Source organism: Cronobacter condimenti 1330 (assembly GCF_001277255.1).
In the GTDB taxonomy this organism is placed as follows: domain Bacteria; phylum Pseudomonadota; class Gammaproteobacteria; order Enterobacterales; family Enterobacteriaceae; genus Cronobacter; species Cronobacter condimenti.
The window spans coordinates 642,413-668,961 of record NZ_CP012264.1 but is presented as its reverse complement, the minus strand read 5'-3'; the positions used below and the strand labels follow the sequence as shown (position 1 = coordinate 668,961).

The following is a 26,549-nucleotide window of genomic DNA, read 5'->3' as shown; positions in this document are numbered from 1 at the left end:
GCCTGCGGTATTACAGGCCGATAAAACGCCGCCGCCAGCCGGTAAGGGGATCAGAACATCGCCTTGCCGTATTCCATATCAGACAGGCCAAAATATTTGGCAACGGTCTGACCGATATCGGCGAACGTCTCGCGATGGCCAAGCGAGCCCGGTTTCACTTTCGGGCCGTAGACCAGAACCGGAATGTGTTCACGGGTGTGGTCGGTGCCTTTCCAGGTCGGGTCGCAGCCGTGGTCAGCGGTGAAGATAATAATGTCATCTTCGCCTACCAGCTCCAGCAGTTCCGGCATGCGGCGGTCGAACAGCTCAAGGCCGCCCGCATAGCCTGCCACGTCGCGGCGATGGCCCCACGAGGAGTCAAAGTCGACGAAATTGGTAAAGACTATCGTGTTGTCGCCTGCTTCTTTCATCTCTTTGATGGTGGCATCAAACAGCGCATCCAGCCCGGTGGCTTTCACTTTTTTGGTGATGCCCATGTTGGCGTAGATGTCCGCGATTTTACCGACAGAAACAACATGACCGCCCTTCTCGTCCACCAGTTTTTTCAGCACGACCGGTGACGGCGGTTCAACCGCCAGATCGTGACGGTTGCCGGTGCGCTGGAAGTTGCCCGCTTTGTCGCCCACAAACGGACGCGCAATCACACGGCCGATGTTATAGCCGCCTTCGGTCAGCTCTTCACGCGCGATCTCGCACAGCTCATAGAGTCTGTCCAGGCCGAACGTCTCTTCGTGGCAGGCTATCTGGAATACGGAGTCCGCAGAGGTATAGAAAATCGGCTTGCCGGTTTTCATATGCTCTTCGCCCAGTTCATCCAGAATGACCGTACCGGAGGAGTGGCAGTTACCGAGATAGCCCGGCAGGTTCGCGCGTTCCACCAGTTTATCGAGCAGCTCCTGCGGGAAGCTGTTTTTCTCGTCGGTGAAATAGCCCCAGTCGAACAGAACCGGCACACCTGCGATTTCCCAGTGGCCTGACGGCGTATCTTTACCGGAAGAGAGCTCGTGCGCCCAGGCGTACGCGCCAGTGATTTCCGCATTGCCGTCCATCCCGGCAGGAATAAAGCCAGTGGCGCCTTCATGCGCCTTCGCAAGGCCCAGCTTCGTCAGATTCGGCAGATGCAGAGGGCCTTTACGGCCAGTGTCCGCTTCACCTTTGGCGCAGGCCTCGGCGATGTGGCCGAGGGTGTCAGAACCCGCGTCGCCGAAGCGTTCCGCGTCTTCCGTTGCGCCAATACCAAAGGAGTCCAGCACCATAATAAATGCACGTTTCATATTTTCTCCGTACCTTTTGCGCTGTAAAAAAGTGATCAGATCAGTATGCCACTTATTGGCTGATTCTGCGATAGACAACCGGTGACGCTTTCGCCGCCGTGTCGTCAACTTTAATGGCCGCTTTCACTGCAGCTGCCGCTTCCTGCCAGCTTGCCTCGCTCTTCGCGTGGATAACCGCCAGCGGGCGTTCGCCGTCGACCTGTTCTCCAAGGCGCGCCATATCGGTCAGGCCGACGCTGTAGTCGATGGTGTCGGATGCCTGACGGCGGCCGCCGCCCATAGAAACCACCGCCATACCCAATGCACGGGTGTCCATTTCAGTGATAAAACCGGCGCGGTCGGCATACACCGCCTTGCTGAGCGTCGCGGCAGGCAAATACCGGTCGTAATGCTCGACAAAATCCGTCGGGCCGCTTTGCGCTGCCACCATGCGGCCAAATACTTCTGCCGCTTTGCCGTTATCCAGTACGGCCTGCAGTTTAGCGCGCGCTTCGGCGTCGTCTTTGGCAAGCCCGCCGGAAAGCAGCATCTCGACGCAGAGCGCCATTGTGACGTCCAGCAGACGCGGGTTGCGATAATCGCCCGTCAGGAATTGCACTGCTTCGCGCACTTCTACCGCGTTGCCGGCGCTGGAGGCCAGCACTTCATTCATGTCGGTCAGCAGCGCCGTGGTGCGCACGCCCGCCCCGTTCGCCACGCCGACAATCGCCTGGGCGAGTTCTTCAGAAAGCGCGTAAGTCGGCATAAACGCCCCGCTGCCTACCTTCACGTCCATCACCAGCGCATCCAGCCCTTCCGCCAGTTTTTTGGCGAGGATCGAGGCCGTGATAAGCGGAATGGAATCAACCGTCGCCGTGATATCGCGCGTGGCGTAAAAACGTTTATCCGCAGGCGCCAGCGAATTGGTCTGGCCGATAATAGCGACGCCTGTGTTTTTAATAATGTCGCGAAAGCGATTGTCGTCCGGGAAAATATCAAACCCCGGAATCGCTTCAAGTTTATCGAGCGTGCCGCCGGTGTGGCCCAGCCCGCGCCCGGAGATCATCGGAATATAACCGCCGCAAGCCGCTACCATCGGGCCGAGCATCAGCGAGGTCACGTCGCCTACGCCGCCCGTGGAGTGTTTATCCACGACCGGACCGTTCAGGTTCAGGCTTTTCCAGTCCAGCACGGTGCCGGAATCGCGCATCGCCATCGTCAGCGAGACTCGCTCGGGCATCGTCATATCGTGAAAGAAAATCGTCATCGCCAGCGCGGCGATCTGTCCTTCGGAAACGGTGTTGTCGCGAATGCCGTTAATAAAAAAGCGAATCTCTTCGTCGCTGAGCGCGTGGCCGTCGCGTTTTTTACGAATAATTTCCTGAGCGAGGAACACGGTAACCCCCGTGGATTAGGGTGAATGAGGGCGGGTCGCGCAGTGACCCGCCGGAAATCCTGGCAGCCCGACCAGCAAACGCGGTCAGGCGCAGGGCAATTTAATAGCAGCTGGCGCTCTTGCCGTCGCCGTGGCCGAGTGCCTGAAGGAGGCTTGCCAGAAGGCTTGAGGCGCCAAAGCGGTAGTGACGAGAATCGGCCCAGTCGGCCCCCAGCAGTTCATCCGCTACGGCCAGGTATTTGGCGGCGTCTTCTGCGGTACGTACGCCGCCTGCCGGTTTGAAGCCCACGGTTTTCGCCACACCCATATCGCGGATGACTTCCAGCATGATGCGCGCGCTTTCCGGCGTAGCGTTCACCGGCACTTTACCGGTAGAGGTTTTGATGAAATCGGCACCCGCTTTAATGGCGATTTCCGAGGCTTTACGAATCAGCGCCTCTTCTTTCAGCTCGCCGGTTTCGATGATGACTTTCAGCAGCACGTTCGCCGCCGCGCAGGCATCTTTACAGGCTTTCACCAGATCAAAACCGACCTGCTCGTTGCCCGCCATCAGCGCGCGATACGGAAAGACCACGTCCACTTCGTCCGCGCCGTAAGCGATAGCCGCGCGGGTTTCTGCCAGCGCGATGTCGATATCATCGTTGCCGTGCGGGAAGTTGGTCACGGTCGCGATACGGATATCCGGCGTCCCCTGAGCGTTCAGGGTCTTACGGGCAATCGGGATAAAACGTGGGTAGATGCAGACCGCGGCGGTGTTGCCTGCCGGGGTTTTCGCCTGATGACATAACGCGATCACTTTTTCATTAGTGTCGTCATCATTCAGGGTGGTGAGGTCCATCAGTTGCAGCGCACGCAGGCTGCTTTTGGTTAAATCAGTCATAACTTTCTCCAACAAAAAAATGCATCTCGGATGAGAAACTCAACACGTTGGAGCGGTCGTGGTTCCATGAAGAAGAGCGGCGTTTACCGCCGTCACGCTGAGATCCGTCTCACCGCACATCATTGCCATCAATGTTAAAATTCTAACACTCACAGGCAGAATGATTTTGTGCCTTGTTTCACAAATTACAAAGTAATGGTTGCATACTTTCAGCCATTATATGTGATTAACACAACATTATGACAGCCTGTGCTGCGGTACAGAAAGAAAAAAGGCTGGCAGTGCGCCAGCCTGAGTGTCACAGAAAATGTGAAAATAATAACATTTTCACATGAGATTACAGCGCCAGAAACACTCCGGCGATGGTGGCGCTCATCAGGTTCGAGAGCGTGCCGGCTGCAACGGCTTTGAGGCCGAGCTGTGCGACTTCATGACGACGAGTCGGCGCCATGCTGCCCAGCCCGCCGATCAGGATGGCGATAGAAGAAAGGTTAGCAAATCCGCACAGCGCGAAAGAGATAATCGCCTTGGTGTGTGCCGAAAGCACCTGAAGCCCTGCCGCTGCGACGGCCGCGTCATCCTTCAGGTATTCGCCGAAGTTCATGTAGGCCACGAATTCATTGATGATGAGTTTCTGACCAATAAACGACCCCGCTACCATCGACTCATTCCACGGCACGCCGATAAGCCAGGCTACCGGCGAGAACACCCAGCCGAGAATCAGCTGAAGCGACAGCTCCGAATGGTTAAACCAGCCGCCGATGCCAGAGAGCATACCGTTAAGTAATGCAATCAGTGCGACGAATGCCAGCAGCATTGCGCCGACGTTCAGCGCCAGCTGCATCCCTGCGGATGCGCCGGATGCCGCGGCGTCCAGCACGTTCGACGGGCGGTCCGGATCGTGTTCTGCACGCTCCAGATGCGGCGCGTCGTTGGGCTGTTCGGTTTCGGGAATAATGATTTTCGCAAACAGCAGACCGCCTGGCGCGGCCATAAAGGACGCGGCGATAAGATATTCTAGCGGCACGCCCATCTGCGCATAGCCTGCGAGGACGGAGCCTGCGACCGATGCCAGCCCGCCGCACATGACGGCGAAGAGTTCGGAGCGGGTCATGGTCGCAATATAGGGACGCACCACCAGCGGCGCTTCGGTCTGGCCGACAAAAATATTCGCCGTTGCAGAGAGCGATTCGGTACGTGAGGTTTTCAACACCTTACGCAGCGCGCCGCCCAGCAGGCGAATAACCAGTTGCATGATGCCTAAGTAGTAAAGCACCGCAATCAGCGAGGAGAAAAAGACGATAACCGGCAGGACGCGCAGCGCAAAGATAAACCCGCCGCCGCCGAAGACCTCGAACATTTTGTCCGACACCAGGCCGCCGAAAAGAAACGAGATGCCGTCGTTGCCGTAAGCAATAACGTTCGCGACCCCCTGAGACATCGCCAGCAGCACCTTGCGACCCGCCGGTACATAAAGTACCAACGCTCCGATAGCCACCTGAATTATCCAGGCGCCGATAACGGTTCGCAGGTTAATGGCTTTTCTGTTACTGGAGAGCGCCACCGCAATGAGCAGTAGCGCCAGCATACCCACCAGCCCCATTAGTATTTGCATACAGTATCCCTGTGTTATTTGTGAATTATGATTATCCCGCGCGCGCAGGCGGGGCGATTTAACGACAGGAAATTAGCGTAAATCCAGACGTTTTACGCTTTTTTAAGCAACCGTGGTCAGTAGGTCACATTTTAAGGCGTGGAAAGCGCGTGCGGGTGTTCTCAAGGACTGTATTTACGATAACGTCTGGCGGCTCAGGGCGCAGTTCACAAAGCACGTCAAAAATGCCATTTACGCGCTCCGGGCGGTTCGGTTGCCCCTGCCAGCCGTTTAACGGCATATCTGGCGCATCAGTTTCCAGAAGCAGCGAAGAAAGCGGCAGTTTCGCAATGACGTCGCGCGTTTTCTGCGCACGTGGATAGGTAATGGTGCCGCCAACGCCAATGCAGTAACCCAGATCGATAAAACGTTGCGCCTGTTGCAGACTCCCCGCGAAACCATGTACTACGCCGGTACACGGCAGCGCATGGCGTTTGAGGAGCATCGCGAGTTTATCGTGGGTACGGCGCGAATGCAGGATAACCGGCAGTTCATAGCGTTTCGCGAGCCGCAACTGGGCGTTGAGGAGCGCTTCCTGTCGCTCGAACAGTGGATTTTCCATATAGAGATCAAGCCCAATCTCGCCTATCGCCACCAGTTTATCCGCCTGCTGTTGCAGGTGATGCTCAAGCAACGCCAGGCTCGCGTCATTATGGTTGCTGATAAAGACAGGATGCAGGCCAATAGCCGCCCATAGCGCCGGGTAGCGCTGCGCCAGATCCAATACCGTCGCAAAGCGCGCAGCCTCTACGGCGGGCACAATAATATGTTCGACCCCCGCCCCGGCAGCAAGCGTCAGGCTTGCCGCTTCATCACCGGTAAACGGCGGGAAATCAAAATGGCAGTGCGTGTCGATAAAGCGTCGCGTCATGCCAGATCCTCATCGTTAAACGTTGCGTCGTTCGCCTGCTCGGTTTTGACCAGCGGGGCGTCCAGCGCGTCGTTGGCGACAGACGCAGGCGGCACGACCCTCGTTGCCTCTGGCACCGCAGGCATCAGAATTTCAGCAGGTGCGGGCACTGCCGGCGTAGCGACAGGCACCACCAGCGGCGTGCGGTAGCGGCGCAATGGCGGCATGTTTACCAGCAGTTTGCCGACAGTTGCCAGGAAATAGCGTCCACACAGGCGGCCCAGCCTGTAATCCTGCATTAATGCCGGATGACGGCTGCCAAGTGCCATGCTGGTCAATGCGCGAGGCGGAGAGATCTCGAAAATGCGCAGCTTACCGGGTGGGTTCTCAATAAATTCCTGAATCGCACGGTAAGTAGTTTCATGGTGCTGCACCAGATTCAGCAGCGGCTGAAGACTGCTGTCGGTGAGCCAGCGCTCCATGCGCTTGAACCATTGCGGCGTGTAGTACATCTGCGAAGGTACGGTACGGATAACCACAAGCGTCGTGGCGCCAAGTCGCGCGGCCTCCTGCACAGGGATGGCATCGCTGACGCCGCCATCGAAATAGTTTACGCCGTTCAGATCCACGCCGGGGCGGTAGAAGCCGGGAATAGCGCTGGAGGCGCGAATAATATCGAGCCAGTCTTTTTCCTGCGGCGCGAAATAGGCGGGCGAGTAATCGTCGCGACGGCACGCGCACATGTAAAACGCTTTGCCCGCGTCGAAAAGCCGCAGCGCGTTGCCTGTCTCAAGCGGCATGCGCGCAGATGTCGCTTCGGTCAGCCAGTCGAGGTCGATAAGGTTGCCGCCGCGCACAAAGCGCACCGGGTCAAAGAAATCGCGTGACGTGGTAAAGCGGGTGATGACACGCCGGGCATAGCCTGGCTGGTTACAGACATAGGCCGAGAGGTTTTGTGCACCGGCAGACGTGCCGAGAAAAAAATCGAACGGGTTGAATTGCGCGCGCATGAATTCATCCAGCACGCCGGCTGTAAAGATCCCGCGCTGACCGCCCCCTTCGCAGACGATAGCCAGCTTACCGGGACGAAACGGTTTCACCGCCAGAGGCGCTATATTGCCTGGCGTTACGGGAATTCGTTGTCCCACCCTGCTTTCCTGTTTGTGACCGTCGCGCAACGCGCGAGCGTTTTTCGGATGCCATAAATCAGCAAAGCCAGTCACAAGGACTGGCTTTGCCGTCTGTCAGTTATCTTTTTATCACACTACGGGCGTCGACGGCCCATAAAAAGGCTAACCAGGAACAGAATAATACCCACAACAAATACGATTTTCGCTGCGCCTGCTGCAGTACCGGCAAGGCCACCAAAGCCCAGAGCGGCTGCAATCAACGCGATAACCAGAAAGATAATGCCCCAACGAAACATACGACTCTCCTTTACCATAGTTAATCTTTATACCGCTTCTTAATGAACGCAGCGTCCACTGGCGGTGTCATCCAGCTGATGTTGCTTACCCCCTCCCGGTCGTAACCGGGAGAGTGGTTTGCCTGTTTACGACTTCACTTTTAAATCGTTTTTGACGCTTTTCACGCCATCAATCGCTTTCGCGATGCTTTCGGCACGCTGAGACTGTTTTTCAGACTCGACGGTACCGGAAAGCTGCACCACACCGTCGGTGGTTTCGACTTTCACGTTACGCGAAGGCACGATGTCATCTGCCAGCAATTTCGCTTTGATTTCGCTGGTGGTGGCCGCGTCGCCTGCATAACCTTTCACCGATTCATTTTTGCCGTCGCGGACATGCAATTTGTCGCTAACGGACGCCACGCCTTCCACGCCTTTGGCGATTTTCACCGCTTCCTCGGCCTGAGCCTGGCTTTCTACAAAACCGCTCAGCGTCACGACGCTCTTCTCGGTTTTCACAGAGATGTCGGTGCTCTTAATTTGTTCGTCATCTACCAGCGCAGCTTTAACTTTCGCGGTGATGGCGCTATCGTCCATGAAGTTACCGACTTTATTCATAGAGCTATCGATTTTTTGCCCTGCGCTATCCGCGGTGGATTTGGTGCTCTCAGTGGCGGAGTTTTCTGCGAACGCAGAAGAGGACGCCATGACAGAACCCAACACAACAGCCAGCAGAGTTTTTGAAATCTTAGTCTTGTTCATCGATTCATTCCTGTGGTTTGCTCAGAATTTGAGCTTCAAGCCGCCATGTCTGCGACTTTTCCTAACAGCAGGCATTAGCGCCGCTGGTGAGTTATTCACATCGCGTCGGCAAGGCATTGTCAGAGGGTTAATCAGACAGTCAGCCGTCGCACTGCGAAAACTCAGTTATTAATATGGCAATAATAACGTTTATGATGATTAATCACCGGCGTGAAAGCACTTAGCGGCATTTCATCCCGGCATCTGTCTCATCACATTGTTAAATATAGATCAGGTTCGCAAAAACGCCTGCCCGAGGGCGGGAAAAATCGCCAAAACAGCAGAGAAAGCAGGAATTTAAGAACATTCCGCATCGCGGAAAAAAGGCGGGAAAGCGAGGCAGGACGCGGCTTTACCGCGTCCTGAAGGGGATCAATGCTCGCGTGTTTTACGGAAGGTCACGTCGGGGTAACGTTCCTGCGTCAGGTTGAGATTGACCATAGTCGGCGCGATGTAGGTCAGGTTATCGCCGCCATCCAGCGCCAGCTGGATCTCATTCTTACGCTTAAACTCTTCGAATTTCTTCGCGTCATCGCAGTCGACCCAGCGAGCCGTCGCGACGTTCACCGATTCGTAAATCGCCTCAACGCTGTACTCGCTTTTAAGACGCGACATGACCACATCAAACTGCAGCACACCGACCGCGCCCACAATCAGATCATTGTTGGAAATCGGGCGGAACACCTGCACGGCACCTTCTTCCGACAGCTGCACCAGCCCTTTGAGGAGCTGCTTTTGCTTGAGCGGATCTTTGAGGCGGATGCGGCGGAAGAGTTCCGGCGCGAAGTTCGGGATACCGGTGAACTTCATGGACTCACCCTGCGTAAAGGTGTCGCCAATCTGAATGGTGCCGTGGTTGTGCAGACCGATGATGTCGCCCGGATATGCTTCTTCCACGTGCGAACGGTCGCCCGCCATGAAAGTCAGCGCGTCAGAGATAACCACATCTTTACCGGTACGCACCTGGCGCAGCTTCATGCCCTTTTCATATCGACCGGACACCACGCGCATAAACGCCACGCGGTCACGGTGTTTCGGGTCCATGTTGGCCTGGATCTTAAACACGAAGCCGGAGAATTTCTCTTCACTCGCCTCTACCACACGGCCATCGGTTTGACGCGGCATCGGCGCAGGCGCCCACTCCACCAGGCCATCAAGCATATGATCAACGCCAAAGTTACCGAGCGCGGTCCCAAAGAAGACCGGCGTAATTTCACCGCTCAGGAACAGTTCTTTGTCGAATTCATGCGACGCGCCTTTCACCAGCTCCAGTTCATCGCGCAGCTGCGCGGCGAGTTCGTCGCCGACGGCTTCGTCCAGCGCCGGGTTGTCCAGCCCTTTGACGATGCGCACTTCCTGAATGGTGTGGCCCTGACCCGTCTGGTAAAGGTAGGTTTCGTCGTTATAAAGGTGGTAAACGCCTTTAAACAGCTTGCCGCAGCCAATAGGCCAGGTGATGGGCGCACAGGCGATTTTCAGCTCGCTTTCCACTTCATCCAGCAACTCCATCGGATCGCGGATGTCACGGTCGAGTTTGTTCATAAAGGTCAGGATCGGCGTATCGCGCAGACGGGTGACTTCCATCAGCTTGCGGGTACGATCCTCAACGCCTTTCGCGGCGTCGATAACCATCAGACAGCAGTCCACTGCCGTCAGCGTGCGATAGGTATCTTCCGAGAAGTCTTCGTGCCCTGGGGTGTCCAGCAGGTTCACAAGACAATCATGGTAAGGGAACTGCATCACGGAGGTAGTAATAGAAATCCCGCGCTGCTTTTCCATTTCCATCCAGTCCGATTTAGCGTGCTGGCTGGAACCACGGCCTTTTACCGTACCGGCAACCTGAATCGCCTGTCCGAACAGCAGGACTTTTTCAGTGATCGTCGTTTTACCGGCGTCCGGGTGCGAGATAATCGCGAAAGTGCGGCGCTTGGCCACCTCTTGCAAATAAGGAGACAACGTCATAATCAATTCTTCTGTGTAAGCGCGCGGCCAGGCGCCACGCGGCGAGTGAGCGAAAAATGCGGCTATTTTACCCATCCGAAAGGGTCAGACAATCATTGTTTACACAGCAGTTGCTCCAGTTCGCTTAAGGAAGTGACCTGCCAGGTCGGGGCGATGTCTTCCGGTAGCGTGCGTCCATGGTGGTTTAACCAGCAGGTCGCAAGGCCCGCATTGATGCCGCCGAGAATATCGGATTCCGCGGTATCGCCCACCATGAGTACGCGCGAACGATCGGGATTGCCCATTTTTTCAAGCGCATAGTCGAAAATTTCCGGCGCGGGTTTCGCGACACCGACCTGTTCTGAGATAACCAGTAAGTCAAAATAGTCGCGAAAACCGGTGCGCTCAAGACGGATCTGCTGAAGCGCCGTAAAGCCATTGGTAATGATGCCAAGCTTGACGTTGCCTTTGAGCGATTCCAGTAACGACGCCGCGCCCGGCAGCGGCGCGCAGATTTCCGCCATCGCATTTAAAAAAGCGCTGTTCAGATCGCCTGCTGGTACGCTCAGGCGGTTAGCCCAACCCTGAAAACGCTGATGCTGAAGCTGCAGCGCCGTGATAGCGCCATTCTGGTAATCGACCCACAGTGGCTTATTGACCGCCTGGTAGTCATGGTAATCCTGCTCGGTGAAGGTAATGCTGTAGTCGAGGAACATGCGCTGCAGGCCACCGAAGGCGTCGAAAGTAAACAGCGTTTCGTCAGCGTCAAAAAGAATCCAGTCCCACTTCATTACGTCACCTTTATTGATTATCAGCCCAGCGGTAACGCCATGATGATGGCGTCTTCGCGCCCGTTGGGCGTCGGGTAATAGTTACGACGAATCGTCGCCTCGTTAAAGCCCAGGCTTTCATAGAGCGCGCGCGCCGCATGATTGGAGGCGCGGACTTCAAGCCAGAGCGTCAGCACGTCGCGCTGCTCCAGCGCGGCGATAAGATGTTCAAGCAACGCCCGGCCGAGACCGCGACGCTGAAAGGCGGGGTCTACCGCGATATTAAAAAGCGTGGCTTCATCCAGCACGACCTGGGTTATCGCGAACGCGGCCATGGTACCGTCGACATCAAGCCGCAGGTTGAGATAACGCTCGCCCTGATTGCTGGCAAAGGTTTTTTCGCTCCAGGGGAACGCATGGGCGCGCTGTTCAATCGAGAAAGCTGCCGCCAGATCAGCGGGCTGGAGTAAGGAGATCATCTTCATGCTCGCAAATTTGTTGCCAGAGGTCGGCGCGCGCCGCGCCGCTGCGCTGTAGCGTCTCAAGCCCGGGTGTGACTAACCTGACACCGGGCAGTTCTGGCGCATCTTCAACGCCCAGACACCAGCTATTGCAGTCAGCATCGTGCAGCATGGCAACACGGTCGGGGGTTATCTGCATGACCTGAGAGGCGTCGAGCGCCAGTGCGCGCAACACATCTTTAATGAAAGGCTGGCTGAGCGGCGGCGGTTCAGAGGCCACCATGACAAGGCGGATATGCGCAGGCAGCACAATGGCAATTTCACCCAGCAGCGCGGCGGGGCGACGCAATACCCACTGGGTGATGCCCAGTTGCTGTAAACGCCAGTCTCGTCGGGATGTCATAGGAATGCCTGAATCTGTGCCGAAGGGGCGCAAATATAGCAAATCCGTCGAACATGCGCCAACAAACCACTATAATCGCCCCTCAAGTTTCCGAAGGAGTGTTTCATGTCTGCTTTTTCCCCGGCAAGCGAAGTTCTGCTACGCCACAGTGATGATTTTACCGAAAGCCGCGTTCTGTTTGCCGGCGATATGCAGGATGACCTGCCTGCGCGTTTTGAAACCGCGCAAAGCCGTGCGCACACGCAGCAGTTCCACCACTGGCAGGTGCTGAGCAAGCCGATGGGCGATAACGCGCGCTACGGTCTGGTGGCCGATGCCGATATCGTGGCGGACAGTGATACCCTTATCTATTACTGGCCGAAAAACAAACCCGAAGCGCAGTTCCAGTTGATAAATCTGCTGTCGCTGCTGCCGGTGGGCACAGATGTTTTCGTGGTCGGAGAAAACCGCAGCGGCGTGCGCAGCGCTGAGGCGATGCTTGAAGCCTTCTGCCCGCTCAATAAAATCGACAGCGCGCGTCGCTGCGGCCTTTATCATGGTCGTCTCGAAAAGCAGCCAGATTTTGATGCGGATGGCTGGTGGGGTGAATATCAGGTCGATGATCTGACCATTAAAACGCTGCCGGGCGTGTTTAGCCGCGACGGGCTGGATGTCGGCAGCGATCTGCTGCTTTCTACTCTTTCACCGCATACTAAAGGCAAAGTACTGGATGTCGGTTGTGGCGCAGGCGTGCTGGCGGCAGTACTGGCAAGCCATTCACCGAAAGTACGTTTAACGCTGTGCGACGTAAGCGCCCCGGCGGTAGACGCCAGCCGCGCGACGCTTGCCGCGAATGGTTTTGAAGGTGAAGTCCTCGCCAGCAATGTCTTCTCGGAAATCAAAGGCCGTTTCGACATGATTATCTCTAACCCGCCTTTCCATGACGGGATGGAAACCAGCTTTGAAGCCGCTCAGACGCTTATCCGCAGTGCGGTACGTCATCTGAATATCGGCGGCGAGCTGCGCATCGTGGCGAACGCGTTCTTGCCTTACCCGAACATTCTTGATGAAACCTTCGGCAACCACGAAGTGATGGCGCAGACGGGTCGCTTTAAGGTTTACCGCGCCGTCATGGGCCGTAACGCGAAGCGCTAAAAGTATCCCTGCGTGAAATGCCGCTTTTTGCACCATTCAGAAAAGCGGCATGAAATTAAGTGTTGACGAAGCCCAGAAAACATCTAGAATGCGCCTCCGTGGTTACAATACTTCCCAGTATTGTTGGTATGCGAAGGTGGCGGAATTGGTAGACGCGCTAGCTTCAGGTGTTAGTGTCCTTCGGACGTGGGGGTTCAAGTCCCCCCCCTCGCACCAAAGACCACGCAAGAAAGTATCGCTCGCACTGCGCGAAGGTGGCGGAATTGGTAGACGCGCTAGCTTCAGGTGTTAGTGTCCTTCGGACGTGGGGGTTCAAGTCCCCCCCCTCGCACCAATGCGATGGCGATACGATAAAAGAGACAGTGCGAAGGTGGCGGAATTGGTAGACGCGCTAGCTTCAGGTGTTAGTGTCCTTCGGACGTGGGGGTTCAAGTCCCCCCCCTCGCACCACTTCTTTTATCACTTCTTATCCCTCGGTATTTCCCTGCGTTACGTTTTCGTTATTCCCTTTCTTAATCTTGCTTATCTGGTTATTCCCTTAATTTAACGCGTTGTGCAGATGCGATACGATTAGCATTAATCCGCTCGCGAATGCGATGCACGATGGCAGCAATACATAGTGCCGCAAGCGCGGATGGTACAGCATGCCGACCGTCGCCAGCAGCGCCAGTACAATAATGACCCGCCACTGTGCCCAGCTCAGTTCACTCCATGCCAGCATTGCGACCAGTGCGCCCGGCAAAATGACGGCCCAACCACTTTCCAGTCGTCTGTACAACATCGATTCGCCTCTCGTATCGATAATGATAAACAATATCATATGATATAAATTCTCATTTGTGAATGAAAATGAGTTTAGCGAGGCTTTACTTAGGTTAAGAGATAATGACATATCAGGATGAAGGTGATAAATTGCTCGCCTTGGTTAAGAAAATTCTCATTCTCTGTTGCATGGCATAATGAGCCCATCCTTTATCTGGCTTTTATAAGAACCTGATAGCGCTAAATAAGTCACCCACGGATATGACTGTAAATAACTGGCGAGCCCTGACAGAAGAAAAATACCAACTGTCCCTGAAACTCTTTCTGTTTCTTAATCTTTTTTCCGCGTTGTTTAATCTCGTGGATCCCCTTTATGACTACCCGCATATTCCCTGGCCCGCCTTAAGTGTTATTGCGCTGTGTGGCGGGTTACTGATACGCGCGCAGACCCGGGCTTTCCGCCTGAAGGCTATCAACCCGACCGCCCTGCTGGCTGGCGTACTCTGGTCATGGAATATCTGGCTCAAAAGCCCGTGGTGTGTTTTTCATGACGGCATATGTCTGCTGATTACCTTGCTCGGCGCGTTATTTATCGCCGCCCTCTCCTTTATAAATATGCCTGCCGCGTTTATCGCGTTTTGCCTGCCCATTACCCTGACCATCCTGTGGCTGGATAACGCCCAGCACTCCACGCTCTTTGCTTATACCCTGGCGCTGCCGTTAATTGGGCTGGTTATTCAGCATCTGATTGCCAGACGGAATGATATTTTCGCGCGGCGCATGATGCAGACGCTGATTGAAGAGAAAGCCACACTTATCGATCTCAGCATGATGGATCCGCTTACCGGCCTTTATAACCGACGCGGCTTTCAAAACCGGTTTGATAATCTTCCACCTGATGCAGGCCAGGTATTCGTGCTGCTCATGGATATCGACCACTTTAAAGCCTATAACGATCACTACGGCCATATGATGGGCGACCAGGCGTTGACGCGCGTGTCAGCAGCAATCCGCGATTCTGTGCGCTCGCGTGATATCGTCACCCGTTACGGGGGCGAAGAGTTTATGGTGCTGTTAACCCATGCCGATGAACAGAGCGCACGTCTGGCGGCCGAGCGTATTCGTCAGCGGGTTTTTGATCTGCGCATTCCACATATTTTTAATGAAAGCGTGGCGACTAACGTAACGCTAAGCATCGGCATCGCCCCACTGAAAAATGGCGATATCGTCGACGCGCTGCGTCGCGCGGATGAAGCGCTCTATGCCGCTAAAAACGAAGGGCGTAACCACATTTTGTATTCCAGCGACCAACGCGCCGCCTGAATTTCTCGCGGCTCCGGCAAGTGGATGGGTGGTCGCGCCAAACTGCTTGCTATCGTTTCCGCCTATAGTTAGGATTGGCAATCATTATCATTTAGATTTGCTGTTCAAACTACGCTATGGCTTATCGTTCCCTTCATTCTGTTGATGATCTTATCTGGCGCGCTCCGCTGCATCGTCCGCCTTCGACGCTCGCCTTGCGCCTGCGCGAAGCGTTCACGACGCACCGCGCACACTTTCACGACATTATGAAGCTTGATGAAACGCCACCGGTAACCGCGTTGACCTTCAGTGAATGGTCGCAGCCCGCCGCACTCGCCTCTTTAATGGCGCTCTACTCCGATCATATTTACCGTAACCAGCCAACAGTCGTTCGTGAAAACAAGCCGCTAAAATCACTCTGGGCGCAGTGGTATCTTGGCCTGCTGGTGCCGCCGTTGATGCTGGCGCTGCTGACACAGCCGCAGGCGCTGGATCTCAGCGAAGAGAATATCGCCGTCGATTTTCACGAAACGGGCCGCGCGGCATGCTTCTATATGATGGTTGAAGAAGATGTCAGTGCTATCGGGCTTTCTGCGCGTGAACGGCTGGAAAAACTACTGCTGGATGTGATGACACCAGTGGTTCAGGCACTGGAAGCCTCGGGCGACATTAACGGCAAGCTCATCTGGAGTAACACTGGTTATCTCATTAACTGGTGCTTTGGCGAATGGCGCGAGTGGCTGGGCGAAGAGACAGTCAACGCGCTGCGTCAAAGCTGCTTTTTTGAAAAAACCTTGTTGAATGGCCAGGAAAACCCACTGTTTCGCACGGTCGTACTGCGCGAAGGATTACTGGTGCGCCGCACCTGTTGTCAGCGTTATAAGCTGCCTGATGTGCAGCAATGCGGCGACTGTACGCTAAAATAAATCACGGCGGGTTTCCCCGCCGTTTCGTTATCAGGCAGCCTGTTCCCCAGCCCCCTGCGCCTCTTTTTGTGCCTCTTCCGCCTCCTGCGCCAGCAACTGTTTTTCGTACACTTTAAAGAACGGGAAGTAGATGATGGCTGACACTACCGCCAGCACCACAACCAGCAACGCAGCGCGGAAATCCCAGCCCAGCGCCCAGGCGGCGCCCACCGGCGCAGGCGCGGTCCACGGCACAACAGAAATCACGCGCCCGATTAAATCAAACTTCATTGCAGCCCAGGCTAACACCGCATTCACCATTGGGGCCAGCAGGAAAGGAATAAAGAAGACCGGGTTCATTACAATTGGCGTGCCGAAAATCACCGGCTCATTGATATTGAATATACTGGGCACCACACTCAGCCGACCGATGGATCGCAGATGCGCCGAGCGGCTGCGCAGATAACAGAACACCAGTCCCATCGTCGCCCCTGAGCCACCAATAACAATAAAGAATGTCCAGAACGCCTCCATAAAGATATGGGGCAGTGGCGCGCCCTGGGCCAGTGCCGTCTGGTTAATGCCGAGGTTCGTTAGCCAGAACATTTGCAGCATGCCGGAGACAATTGCCGCGCCGTGAATGCCAGCAAACCAGAGCAGATGACCAATCAACACCGCGAGCAAAATAGCGGGCAGCGAATCCGCCGCAGAGACCAGAGGTTTGAAAATGGCCATAATGGCCTGCGGAATGAGCATACCGAATTGTGACTGGATCAACAGGCTCAGCGGATAGAGCGTCAGGACCACCACAAGCACCGGAATCAATAAATCAAAGGAGTTTTTGATCATCGGCGGCACCTGGTCTGGCAGGCGGATACCGATATTATGCGCTTTCAGAAAACGCATCATCTCTACAGAGTAAATCGCCACGAGGATCGCCGTGAAAATCCCGGTTCCACCGAGACTGTCCACAGGCAGGGTCCCTTTTGTTTTTGGCGCGGCGACCAGCATGAACGCCATCAGCGATAGCATGGCGCACATGAAAGGATCTAACTGATGCGATTTGACATAGTGTTTGCCCAGGTTATAGGCGATAGCGGCACAAATATAAATCGACATGATCCCCATTGTCATATCAAACGGCGTAAGGATCTGACCTTCAAACTGTTTCGCCATATCCAGCCAGGCGCGCGCAAAACCAAGCGTGGTATCTGGCGAAAACGGCGGATAGGCGAACACCAGTAAAAACGAGCCGACTATCATAAACGGCATCGCAGAGATAAAGCCGTCGCGGATCGCCATAACATGGCGTTGTGCGGAAATGCGGGAAGCTATCGGACTGACATAATTTTCAACAAAGCGAAAAATCACATTAAATGCAGCATGGTTGGCAGACATGGCGGTTCTCCTGTCAGGCAATCAACGTGAATACGCGGCGGGCTGGCGTCGCGCATCATCCCATAATCCATTGAACTGAAAACCGTAACCGGGCGTGTCGCTCTGCTTCCTGCGCAGTGAAATCTTCCGGCTGCACCTGTGTTTTACTGCCTTGCCAGCGGCGTAACTGAGAAAGAAAGGTTTCATAGACGGCTCTTATTATTGGTTACAGAGGGAGGTTACTTAACCAGTATTAATCCGCGATGAAGGGCCTGCAACCGGTTACAGTAACCGGTTTCCTTGATTGTGAAGGAGATCCAGAAAACACCGGATAGTCGCAGAAAAGCGCTTTTCCGATAATTTACAAAAGCTGGCTCTGTATGCCAGATTAGGACAGTTATATTCAGGAGAAATACATGAGTCTGGAATCCGTGCGGCAATTCTTTGTCGACAACGCCCCCGATATTGAAATCATTGAACTGAACCAAAGCACGGCGACCGTTGCGCTGGCTGCTGCCGCCCATCAGGTAGAGCCGGGACAGATAGCCAAAACGCTCTCGCTGAAAGTAAAAGATACGGTGATTCTGGTGGTCGCTAAGGGCGATGCCCGTCTTGATAATAAAAAATTGAAAACCACTTTCGGTGCGAAAGCCAGAATGCTTAGCAGCGATGAAGTCGTGACCTGGACGGGGCACCCTGTCGGCGGCGTCTGCCCGTTTGGACTGGAAAACGCATTGCCCGTCTATTGCGATGTGTCGCTGCGCCAGTATGACGAAGTGCTCCCTGCGGCGGGCGCCATTCACAGCGCCGTGCGCATTACGCCCGCTCGCCTGGCTGAGCTTACGCACGCGAAGTGGGTGGATGTCTGTTTATAACGCCGACGTAGTCGATGATATACGCGGCTGGCGCTAGCCGCGCCGTCAGCTCTCTTCAGTTCTTTGAAAGCGATGACGCGGCCCCAAACCCCTTAAAACAAGCCAGCCCGATGTAAAAGAATGTCCGCCGCGTTCAGTAAACCTGCATCAGTATGAACGCCCAGTTTCAGCATCGCGTTAAACTTGTGCGCGCGAATGGTTTTGATATTGCGCTCCAGCCGACAGGCAATTTGCGAAACCGAGTAACCGTCTGTCAGATAACGCAGAATGATCCGCTCGGTTGGGCTAAGAAGACGCGGACCATGGCTTGCGTACCAGACCTTATTCGGTAATTCGCTGGCACGGGAAGAATCATTCATCGCGGACATCAGTTCGTCGGTAAAGCGTGACAGCGTTTCCGACTTATCGATAATCCCTTGTAACGGCGTAGGGGAAAGCTGGCTTATCAGTTTTCCCTCATTCACATTATTCACCATCACGATGCGCTTCATGCGCGGCCAGGCTTTCGCCATTTCACTGACAAATTGCAGACAGTCACGCCGGTGCTCACGCGTTCCTTCCAGCGAAAAAATAACGGCGGAAAATGCGCGGTTTGCAGTAGCCTGGATAAATGCATGATGATCGGTAAATATTTCCAGGCGATATGATGTCGAATAATTTCCCTGCAACAGCGACCGGATGCCTTCACCGCTCATTACGCATTTTTCAATTAGCGCAACGTTTCGTTTTTCGACTCCGTGTTCCATTCAGCCTGTTCCTTATGTAATGAAAGCAAATTTAATTCCTTTAAACCCTGCAAACTACTTATCCATGCGTACATTTCTGCATTACCGCGTAACGATAATCGCCGCATGGCGCTATTTTTCTGCGCACTAATCGTTTTATTGCTTTTTTTCAGCAACTGGGCGATTTGGTTTATTCCCCAGCCTTTACCAAGAAGGCGTAAAACTTGTCTTTCTGATGTGGTGAGCTTCACCGTAGACGCAGGCTCGGTATGCTGAGCCTGCCGTGGCGTCACCAGCATCTGGCTGACGCGTTCTGCTTTCTCCCGCCCGAGTTGAATGGCATTCACCACGCCTTCTACGGGTTCGGCAGTGGAAAGCAGCGTGGTTTCCGGGCGCATCAGCAACTGAACCGCCAGACTGAACGACGCCGCCGGTACAAGGAAAATCCAGTGCACCGCGGGGGCCTGCGCCACCAGCGAGTAATACGCCTCACACTCCTGACGCGCGTCTTCCGGTGCGCAAGGCAGCTCGGCGAGAACCATATCAACCGGATTTAGCAAAGGCAGCGACAATTCCGCGCTGCTTTTATAGTGATAAAGTTCGGTCTCCGGGAAATGGCGGCGAATAATGGCCGCAAGCCCGGTATGCATGACAGGGATTTGACTAATGATAACGCCTTGTTTGCAACGTCCTGGTAACATATTTCCTCCGGTTATATCCTTCCGGCCAAACATATTTTTTTGAAACGCATTTATGAATCAATGCAAAATTAAAAAAACCAAAAAAAAGAAAAACAACAGCGCAGATAGCCTAAGCAAATGATGTATATAAATAGACAGGAAGAATTCCCTGTCTGGCAAAACACCGGCATTCTATGAACGCTTTATTTTACTGTCAACGACAAAAAAGGCGAAAAATACGCCACGCCGGATTAAAGGATATTCTCATAGTAAAAAGATAAAAAATGTCTATTTATAGACATTATGGGTTCACGTAATAAATAAGCTTTATCGCATCCCGGTGTCGGTATTTATTATCCATATATGGATAACGCGGGTTATGCATGCCGCTGAATCGGATGGAGACGTTTTTAGCGGTTCTTCGACACCCGCGGTGCCGAAAAATGCAGCAAGCTTGATCTGCCTCCACAGCGGAAGCGCCTCGAGCATGTTAATAATGGACACTTCTGGCGCGCTGTCGCCTTCTTTTACCAGGGCCGAATATGGAAGCGGATGCTTTAGCGCAGCGGGAAATCACCCGTTTGTGTATTCAGTGTGGGCTTTATTTATTGCAGCACGGCGCGGAGAGCGCGCTTATCGAAGAACTGATGACGCGGCTTGGCCACGCGCTCGGGATGGACAGCGTGGAGAGCTCTATCTCCGCGAACGCCATTGTCCTTACCACGATTAAAGATAACCACTGCCTCACCACAACACGTAAAAACATCGATCGCGGCATCAATATGCATATGGTGACGGAGGTTCAGCACATCGTGATTATGGCCGAGCATAAGCTGCTTGATCGCTATGACGTCGAAAAACGGTTTTCACAGCTAAAACCTCTGCGCTATCCGCGCTGGCACGTAGTGCTGATGGTTGGGCTTTCCTGCGCGTGCTTTTGCAAAATGAACAAAGGCGGCTGGGACGGTGCGCTGGTGACGTTTATTGCCAGCACGCTTGCAATGTATGTCCGCCAGGCGCTGACGCAGCGCCACCTGCATCCGCAAATCAATTTTTGCCTTACTGCATTTGTCGCGACTACGGTTTCTGGCTTGCTGCTCGCCCTGCCGCCGTTCGCCAGCACTTCTGCCGTCGCGATGGCCGCCAGCGTCCTGCTGCTGGTGCCTGGTTTTCCGCTCATCAATGCGGTGGCGGATATGTTTAAAGGTCATGTGAATACGGGGCTGGCCCGCTGGGCGATGGCGAGCTTACTCACGCTCGCCACCTGCATCGGGGTGATCATGGCAATGGCCTTATGGGGGCTTCGGGGATGGATGTAATTCGCATTATTACGCTGCTGCTGGAAGATATGCTGCTCTCCGCTATTCCGGCGGCGGGCTTCGCGATGGTCTTTAACGTTCCGCGCCGCGCGCTGCTCTGGTGCGCGCTTCTCGGCGCAGTCGGTCACGGTTCGCGCACCGTGATGACGATGCTCGGGCTTAATATTGAATGGGGCACATTTCTGGCTGCTATGCTGGTCGGCTGCATCGGTATTCAGTGGTCACGCTGGTATCTGGCGCACCCGAAGGTCTTTACCGTCGCGGCGGTGATCCCCATGTTTCCGGGCATTTCGGCTTATTCGGCGATGATATCCGCCGTCAAGATCAGCCACTTTGGCTATAGCGACGTGTTGATGATCTCACTGGTGACCAACTTTCTGAAAGCGGCGTCCACCGTCGGCGCGCTCTCCATTGGGTTGTCTTTGCCGGGCCTCTGGCTGTACCGCAAACGTCCGCGCGTATAAAAGCTATCACAGCGACAGGTAAAAACTCACTTGCAATTAAATCGTGCGCTATCTATATTCAAAGCATGAAGACGACACAACAACAACGCGCAGGGCTGCCACTCGATTTAGATAATCAGCTCTGCTTTGCGCTCTACTCGACTAACCTGGCGCTGCATAAAATCTATCGCCAGTTGCTAACGCCGCTTGGGCTGACGTACCCGCAATATCTGGTGATGCTGGTGTTGTGGGAGCAGGACGACGTAACGGTTTCTGAGATTGGCGAACGCCTGTTTCTTGATTCCGCTACGCTCACGCCGCTGCTGAAGCGACTGGAATCCGCAGGGCTGGTGATGCGCCAGCGCTCGCGCCAGGATGAGAGACAAGTGATTGTCACGCTGACGGATGCGGGCCGCGAATTAAAAGCCAAGGCCCACGGCATTCCAGGCTCGGTGATCTGCGCCGCAGCCTGTGATAAAGAAACGTTGTTGAGCCTAAAAGCGCAGCTCGAAACGCTTCGCAGCAATCTGAATCAGCAGTAAGGCCATCGCAGGATGGCGTTACCGCGCATTATAAATAGCACGCGATTAAATCGTCTAAAACTCAAAAGGAAAGGTCTATGTCTTTAGAAAACGTAATCTACCGCGCCAAAGCAAAAGCCACCGGTGGCCGTGACGGCCGCGCCACTTCTTCTGACGGCGTACTGGACGTGAAACTGGGCGTGCCGAAAGAGATGGGCGGCATGGGCGGCGATGTCACCAACCCGGAACAGCTGTTTGCCGCAGGCTATTCCGCCTGCTTCCTGGGGGCGATGAAGTTTGTTTCTGCCCGCGACAAAATCGCCATGCCGAAAGATGCGTTTATTGAAGGCGAAGTGGGCATCGGCCCGCTGCCGACCGGCTTCGGTATCGAAGCCACGCTGAACATTCACCTGCCGGGGATGGACGAATCTGAAGCGCAGAAACTGGTCGATGCGGCACATATCGTTTGCCCGTACTCCAATGCGACCCGCGGCAACATCGACGTTACGCTGAATATCATTGCCTGACGCTATCCCCGCTAACGGGGAAGCTTAAAATAAAAACGAAACTGCCCTCACCAGGGGACGCGAAGCGCGCCAGATGTTATGGCGCGCTTTTTTTTGCCTGTTATTCACCACGCCAATAAGCTCAAACCCCGCCGCTGACTATGCTACTATGAAGGAATTATCGCCTCTGCTGGCTAATTATTGTCCAGTGTCTGATAACGCTTTGATCGAGAACGTTTTATGTCTTCCAGAATCCTGACCCCTGATGTCGTTGATATTGACGCCTTCCGGCGCAATCCCGGCAGCGCGCTGGCGCATGCTGAACGAGGGGCCGTGGCGGTGTTTGATAACAATGCGCCCGCATTTTATGCCGTCACGCCGGCGCGCATGGCGGAACTGCTGGCGCTGGAAAAACAGCTCGCCGCTCCCCGCTCCGATGTCGCGCTGGAAGCGCAATTTTTTGAAGAAGGGAATGATGCCGCGCAGCCCGTTCCGGTGCCGATGGGGAAATTCGCCATGTACCCAGGATGGCAGCCCGATCCGGAGTTTCAGCGCATGGCCGCGCTGTGGGGCATTCCCCTTGCCCAGCCGGTCACGAGCGAAGAGCTGGCCTCTTTCGTCGCTTACTGGCAAGCGGAAGGGAAAGTGTTCCACCATATCCAGTGGCAACAGAAGCTTGCGCGCAGCATTCAGATGAACCGCGCCACCTTTACGTCTTCGGCACGACGCGACGTCAACGCCATCGCACAGCCGGACGATCATATTCCTGACGGATTTCGAGGGTAAACATGAAAAACGTCACTGACCTGATGTTGCGCCTGAAGCGGCTCATGCCGCCTGACGTCAAGCCTGCGTTTAAAACCGGCGAAGAGCTGCTCGCCTGGCAACAGGAACAGGGGCGTCTTCGCTCGGAGGCGATTGAGCGTGAAAACCGCGCGATGAAAATGCAGCGCACCTTTAACCGCTCCGGTATTCGCCCGCTGCACCAGAACTGTTCTTTTGATAACTACCGCGTCGAAAACGAAGGCCAGATGAACGCCCTGAACAAAGCGCGTCAGTACGTCGAAGGCTTTGACGGCAACATTGCGAGTTTCGTCTTTGCCGGTAAACCCGGCACCGGGAAAAACCACCTGGCCGCCGCCATCTGCAATGAGCTTCTGCTGCGCGGAAAATCGGTCATGATCATTACCGTTGCCGATATTATGTCTGCGATGAAAGACACCTTCGGCAGTCGGGAAACCAGCGAAGAACAGCTGCTTAAAGATCTGAGCAGCGTCGATCTGCTGGTGATCGACGAGATCGGCATGCAGAGCGAATCACGCTATGAAAAAGTGATCATCAACCAGCTTGTGGATCGCCGTTCATCCTCTAAGCGCCCGACCGGGATGCTGACCAACCAGAACATGGAAGAGATGACCAAACTGCTTGGCGAGCGCGTAATGGACCGTATGCGCCTTGGCAACAGCCTGTGGGTCAACTTCAACTGGGACAGCTACCGCAGCCGCGTCACCGGTAAAGAGTATTAATTCTCGTCCTGTTCAGCGGGGCGTTTTATCGCGCCCCCTATCTGTCATTCTCCCGTCCCGCTTTTATTTCAGCGTTCTTTAGTGAAATCTGCTTTGTAATAAAATTTTCATAAAAGAAGCTGCTTTTTACTGCTTCCGGTAACTGTCCATTAATAAACATCCCAATTTACGTTTTGCACAACGGCATCCCGCGCCACAGGCGATGAGACACGGTTCAAAAAATCGTATTTCTAAACCTTATCTGAACTGCTCCACATTAAGATGACGCTAAAATTGTAGGAATGTGACAGTAAAGTTATATTCCTACTCTAAAAAAGTGATTTAACCCCAACGGGCCTGGCGCCTTCGCTGCGAGGATGTAGTGTTGTCAGAGTGGCTTTCCGTACTTCTCTTTATCGCCTCCGTGGCGATTTACGCCTTCAAGGCAGGTCGTAACACCTGGTGGTTTATCGCAACCCTGGTGGTGTTAGGGCTGTTCGTTATCCTGAATTTGACGCTGCTTGCCAGTAACTATTTTACGGGCGATGGCATCAACGACGCGGTGCTGTACACACTCACCAGCAGCCTTACCGGCGCGGGTATCAGCAAATACATTCTGCCCGGCGTCGGGCTGGTCGCTGCGCTGCTGGCAGTCTTTGGGGTGTTAACCTGGATCTTGCGCCGTCGTCGCCATCTTCCCTACCACTTCGGTTACAGCTTTGCCGCCCTGCTGTTGGCGCTCGCCTCGGTAGATGCAAGCCCGGCGTTTCGCCAGATAACCGAACTGGTCAAATCCCAGACCGGCGAGGGCGACCCGGATTTCGCGGCCTACTATAAAGAGCCGCAAAAGCGTATCGACAACCCGCAGCTCAATCTGGTCTATATCTACGGCGAAAGCCTGGAGCGCACCTATTTTGACGATCAGGCCTTCCCTGATCTAACTCCCGATCTGGGCGCGCTGAAAAATGAAGGGATTGATTTCAGCCATACCGCGCAGCTTCCCGGCACCGACTACACGATCGCGGGCATGGTTGCCTCCCAGTGCGGTATTCCCCTCTTCGCGCCGTTTGAGGGTAACGCGTCGGCCTCCATGTCGAGCTTCTTCCCGCAGAATGTTTGCCTCGGCGATATCCTGAAAAACTCCGGCTATGAAAACTATTTCATTCAGGGCGCAAACCTGCGCTTCGCCGGGAAAGATGTGTTTTTGAAATCACACGGTTTCGACCATCTCTATGGCGCCGAAGAACTAAAGGGTGTCGTGAAAGATCCGGCATATCGCAACGACTGGGGTTTTTACGACGACACCGTGCTCGATGAGGTCTGGAAAAAATATGAAGAACTGTCTCAATCGGGCAAACGCTTTTCTCTCTTTACGCTAACAGTAGACACGCACCACCCGGACGGCTTCGTATCGCGCACCTGCAAGCGTAAAAGCTACGCCTTTGACGGCAAGCCGAACCAGTCTTTCAGCGCGGTCAGTTGCAGTCAGGAACATGTCGCGGCGCTGATAAATAAAATCAAAGCCTCGCCTTATTTCAAGAACACCGTCATTGTCGTTTCGTCCGATCATCTAGCGATGAACAACACCGCATATAAATACCTCAGTAAACAGGACAGAAATAATCTGTTCTTTGTTTTGCGTGGCGACCAGCCGCAGCAGGATGTGGTCACGGTGAAACGCAACACCATGGATAACGGCGCGACGGTACTCGATATTCTCGGCGGCGATAACTATCTGGGGCTTGGCCGCAGTAGCCTTTCAGGCCAGTCGCTCTCGACCGTCTTCCTGAACATGAAATCGAAAGTGCTCGCCTGGAAGCCGGATATTATTAATCTGTGGAAATTCCCGTCAGAAATTAACGATTTCACCATAGACACGCATAAACAGACCATCGCCTTTTCTGGCAGCCATTTCCGCCTGCCGCTTCTGCTGCGCGTGTCAGATAAACGCATCGAGCCGCTGCCGGAGAGCGAATATTCCGCCCCGCTACGCTTCCAGCTGGCAGATTTCGCCCCGCGCGATAATTTCATCTGGGTGGACAACTGCTACAAAATGGCGCGGCTGTGGGCGCCCGCGCTGGCGCTCTCCACCGACTACTGCGTCTCGCAGGGGCAGCTTGGCGGCGAACAACGCGTACAGCGGGTAGATAAAGCCACCTGGCAGGGCAAAGCGGCGTTTCGCGATACGGTCATCGACACCGCGCGTTACCAGCGCAACGTCGAGACACTCAAGGTGATGGACAACGATATCCGCTATCAGGCCGACAGCTTTATTTTCAACGTGGCGGGCGCGCCGGAAGAGGTTAAACAGTTCTCCGGCATTTCACGCCCGGAGTCCTGGGGACGCTGGTCTAACGCGCAACTCGGCGAAGAAGTGAAAATCGAATACAACCAGCCGCTGCCAGAGCAATTCGCGCTAGTCATCACCGCGAAAGCGTTTGGGCCGAACGCTGGAAAACCGGTGCCGGTGAAGGTGGGTAACAGCGAGCAGACGCTCACGCTCGGCAACGAGGTTTCCACCACCACGCTGTATTTCGACAATCCACAACGCAGCAACACGCTGGTGATTGTGCCGCCCGCACCGCAGGCGACTAACGAGGGCAATATTCTCGGTCATGCGCCGCGCCGTCTTGGCATCGGGATGGTGTCGATTAAAGTCGTTAAGACGAGCGGGTGATCCC

At 54.6% G+C, this 26,549-nt stretch carries 27 protein-coding genes and 3 tRNA genes; 14 read left to right on the top strand and 16 right to left on the bottom strand.

What is annotated here, in order from left to right; translation table 11 throughout:
- Positions 1 to 50: 50 nt before the first annotated feature.
- The 12 genes from deoB to AFK62_RS03075 form a co-directional block, all read right to left on the bottom strand.
- The gene (deoB, locus tag AFK62_RS03125) at positions 51 to 1,274 is read right to left on the bottom strand and encodes a phosphopentomutase (protein WP_007671030.1); all 1,224 of its coding nucleotides are present in this window, start codon (positions 1,272 to 1,274) and stop codon (positions 51 to 53) included.
- A gap of 52 nt (positions 1,275 to 1,326) precedes the next feature.
- On the bottom strand, positions 1,327 to 2,649 hold the full coding sequence (gene deoA, locus AFK62_RS03120; protein ID WP_007671033.1) for a thymidine phosphorylase: 1,323 nt from the start codon (positions 2,647 to 2,649) through the stop codon (positions 1,327 to 1,329).
- Positions 2,650 to 2,749: 100 nt separating this feature from the next.
- Positions 2,750 to 3,529, bottom strand: a complete 780-nt coding sequence (gene deoC / locus AFK62_RS03115; RefSeq protein WP_007671034.1) for a deoxyribose-phosphate aldolase — start codon at positions 3,527 to 3,529, stop codon at positions 2,750 to 2,752.
- A gap of 337 nt (positions 3,530 to 3,866) precedes the next feature.
- Positions 3,867 to 5,144 (bottom strand): NupC/NupG family nucleoside CNT transporter, encoded by a 1,278-nt coding sequence (locus AFK62_RS03110; protein WP_007671035.1) that lies wholly within the window; start codon positions 5,142 to 5,144, stop codon positions 3,867 to 3,869.
- Between the two features lie 124 nt (positions 5,145 to 5,268).
- Complete coding sequence (locus AFK62_RS03105; RefSeq protein WP_007671036.1) at positions 5,269 to 6,054, bottom strand: metal-dependent hydrolase; 786 nt, start codon at positions 6,052 to 6,054, stop codon at positions 5,269 to 5,271.
- A complete protein-coding gene (locus tag AFK62_RS03100; protein ID WP_032984339.1) occupies positions 6,051 to 7,181 on the bottom strand; it encodes a patatin-like phospholipase family protein in 1,131 nt (376 codons plus the stop codon). Before AFK62_RS03100 ends, AFK62_RS03105 begins: the two co-directional genes overlap by 4 nt.
- A 116-nt stretch (positions 7,182 to 7,297) precedes the next feature.
- Entirely contained in the window at positions 7,298 to 7,459 is a 162-nt protein-coding gene (locus AFK62_RS20795; protein ID WP_002437547.1) for a DUF1328 domain-containing protein, read from the bottom strand.
- Positions 7,460 to 7,585: 126 nt separating this feature from the next.
- Positions 7,586 to 8,200, bottom strand: a complete 615-nt coding sequence (osmY, locus tag AFK62_RS03095; RefSeq protein WP_007671040.1) for a molecular chaperone OsmY — start codon at positions 8,198 to 8,200, stop codon at positions 7,586 to 7,588.
- A 411-nt stretch (positions 8,201 to 8,611) separates the two neighbouring features.
- On the bottom strand, positions 8,612 to 10,201 hold the full coding sequence (prfC, locus tag AFK62_RS03090; protein ID WP_032984350.1) for a peptide chain release factor 3: 1,590 nt from the start codon (positions 10,199 to 10,201) through the stop codon (positions 8,612 to 8,614).
- A 92-nt stretch (positions 10,202 to 10,293) separates the two neighbouring features.
- Positions 10,294 to 10,971, bottom strand: coding sequence for a pyrimidine 5'-nucleotidase (gene yjjG / locus AFK62_RS03085; RefSeq protein ID WP_053531706.1), 678 nt, complete (start codon positions 10,969 to 10,971; stop codon positions 10,294 to 10,296).
- Positions 10,972 to 10,991: 20 nt separating this feature from the next.
- Complete coding sequence (rimI, locus tag AFK62_RS03080; protein WP_032984340.1) at positions 10,992 to 11,435, bottom strand: ribosomal protein S18-alanine N-acetyltransferase; 444 nt, start codon at positions 11,433 to 11,435, stop codon at positions 10,992 to 10,994.
- Positions 11,404 to 11,814 carry a DNA polymerase III subunit psi gene (locus AFK62_RS03075; protein WP_007671051.1) on the bottom strand — a complete coding sequence of 137 codons (411 nt, stop codon included), beginning with the start codon at positions 11,812 to 11,814 and terminating at the stop codon, positions 11,404 to 11,406. The genes rimI and AFK62_RS03075 overlap by 32 nt, the downstream gene beginning before the upstream one ends.
- A gap of 105 nt (positions 11,815 to 11,919) precedes the next feature.
- Here AFK62_RS03075 and rsmC point away from each other — a divergent pair, with 105 nt between their 5' ends.
- From rsmC to AFK62_RS03055, 4 genes are all read left to right on the top strand, one after another.
- The gene (rsmC, locus tag AFK62_RS03070; protein ID WP_007671052.1) at positions 11,920 to 12,948 is read left to right on the top strand and encodes a 16S rRNA (guanine(1207)-N(2))-methyltransferase RsmC; all 1,029 of its coding nucleotides are present in this window, start codon (positions 11,920 to 11,922) and stop codon (positions 12,946 to 12,948) included.
- A gap of 130 nt (positions 12,949 to 13,078) precedes the next feature.
- Positions 13,079 to 13,164, top strand: a tRNA-Leu gene (locus AFK62_RS03065).
- Between the two features lie 32 nt (positions 13,165 to 13,196).
- Positions 13,197 to 13,282 (top strand) — tRNA-Leu (locus AFK62_RS03060).
- Between the two features lie 30 nt (positions 13,283 to 13,312).
- Positions 13,313 to 13,398: transfer RNA gene (locus AFK62_RS03055), tRNA-Leu, on the top strand.
- Positions 13,399 to 13,486: 88 nt separating this feature from the next.
- On the opposite strand, the gene AFK62_RS03050 is transcribed toward AFK62_RS03055, so the two are convergent.
- Positions 13,487 to 13,768: a DUF1435 domain-containing protein gene (locus AFK62_RS03050; protein WP_007664990.1), complete on the bottom strand. Its 282-nt coding sequence runs from the start codon at positions 13,766 to 13,768 to the stop codon at positions 13,487 to 13,489.
- A 203-nt stretch (positions 13,769 to 13,971) separates the two neighbouring features.
- Here AFK62_RS03050 and AFK62_RS03045 point away from each other — a divergent pair, with 203 nt between their 5' ends.
- Together AFK62_RS03045 and fhuF are read left to right on the top strand one after the other, a co-directional pair.
- Positions 13,972 to 15,033, top strand: a complete 1,062-nt coding sequence (locus AFK62_RS03045) for a GGDEF domain-containing protein (RefSeq protein WP_007664987.1) — start codon at positions 13,972 to 13,974, stop codon at positions 15,031 to 15,033.
- Between the two features lie 116 nt (positions 15,034 to 15,149).
- Positions 15,150 to 15,938, top strand: coding sequence for a siderophore-iron reductase FhuF (fhuF, locus tag AFK62_RS03040; RefSeq protein ID WP_007664986.1), 789 nt, complete (start codon positions 15,150 to 15,152; stop codon positions 15,936 to 15,938).
- 30 nt (positions 15,939 to 15,968) lie between these two features.
- Here fhuF and AFK62_RS03035 read toward each other — a convergent pair whose 3' ends face one another.
- Positions 15,969 to 17,315 (bottom strand): PTS sugar transporter subunit IIC, encoded by a 1,347-nt coding sequence (locus tag AFK62_RS03035; protein ID WP_053531705.1) that lies wholly within the window; start codon positions 17,313 to 17,315, stop codon positions 15,969 to 15,971.
- 395 nt (positions 17,316 to 17,710) lie between these two features.
- On the opposite strand from AFK62_RS03035, the gene AFK62_RS03030 reads away from it, so the two are divergent.
- Positions 17,711 to 18,169 carry a YbaK/EbsC family protein gene (locus tag AFK62_RS03030; protein ID WP_007664982.1) on the top strand — a complete coding sequence of 153 codons (459 nt, stop codon included), beginning with the start codon at positions 17,711 to 17,713 and terminating at the stop codon, positions 18,167 to 18,169.
- 92 nt (positions 18,170 to 18,261) lie between these two features.
- Here the strand turns inward: AFK62_RS03030 and bglJ are convergent, their stop codons facing one another.
- On the bottom strand, positions 18,262 to 18,915 hold the full coding sequence (gene bglJ, locus AFK62_RS03025) for a DNA-binding transcriptional activator BglJ (RefSeq protein ID WP_007664978.1): 654 nt from the start codon (positions 18,913 to 18,915) through the stop codon (positions 18,262 to 18,264).
- A complete protein-coding gene (locus AFK62_RS03020) occupies positions 18,879 to 19,595 on the bottom strand; it encodes a helix-turn-helix transcriptional regulator (protein WP_200908865.1) in 717 nt (238 codons plus the stop codon). The genes bglJ and AFK62_RS03020 overlap by 37 nt, the downstream gene beginning before the upstream one ends.
- Positions 19,596 to 20,116: 521 nt before the next feature.
- Between AFK62_RS03020 and AFK62_RS03015 the strand changes: the two genes are divergently transcribed.
- The 7 genes from AFK62_RS03015 (at position 20,117) to opgB (ending at position 26,545) form a co-directional block, all read left to right on the top strand.
- On the top strand, positions 20,117 to 20,893 hold the full coding sequence (locus AFK62_RS03015) for a threonine/serine exporter family protein (RefSeq protein ID WP_007664972.1): 777 nt from the start codon (positions 20,117 to 20,119) through the stop codon (positions 20,891 to 20,893).
- Positions 20,884 to 21,357: a threonine/serine exporter gene (locus tag AFK62_RS03010; RefSeq protein ID WP_053531704.1), complete on the top strand. Its 474-nt coding sequence runs from the start codon at positions 20,884 to 20,886 to the stop codon at positions 21,355 to 21,357. Before AFK62_RS03015 ends, AFK62_RS03010 begins: the two co-directional genes overlap by 10 nt.
- 65 nt (positions 21,358 to 21,422) lie before the next feature.
- Positions 21,423 to 21,878, top strand: a complete 456-nt coding sequence (locus tag AFK62_RS03005) for a MarR family winged helix-turn-helix transcriptional regulator (protein WP_200908864.1) — start codon at positions 21,423 to 21,425, stop codon at positions 21,876 to 21,878.
- A 77-nt stretch (positions 21,879 to 21,955) separates the two neighbouring features.
- On the top strand, positions 21,956 to 22,384 hold the full coding sequence (locus AFK62_RS03000) for an organic hydroperoxide resistance protein (protein WP_007664963.1): 429 nt from the start codon (positions 21,956 to 21,958) through the stop codon (positions 22,382 to 22,384).
- 219 nt (positions 22,385 to 22,603) lie between these two features.
- Entirely contained in the window at positions 22,604 to 23,149 is a 546-nt protein-coding gene (gene dnaT, locus AFK62_RS02995; RefSeq protein WP_007664961.1) for a primosomal protein DnaT, read from the top strand.
- Positions 23,150 to 23,151: 2 nt separating this feature from the next.
- Complete coding sequence (dnaC, locus tag AFK62_RS02990) at positions 23,152 to 23,889, top strand: DNA replication protein DnaC (protein WP_007664959.1); 738 nt, start codon at positions 23,152 to 23,154, stop codon at positions 23,887 to 23,889.
- A gap of 364 nt (positions 23,890 to 24,253) precedes the next feature.
- Entirely contained in the window at positions 24,254 to 26,545 is a 2,292-nt protein-coding gene (gene opgB / locus AFK62_RS02985) for a phosphatidylglycerol--membrane-oligosaccharide glycerophosphotransferase (protein ID WP_032983929.1), read from the top strand.
- The last annotated feature ends 4 nt before the right edge of the window (positions 26,546 to 26,549 follow it).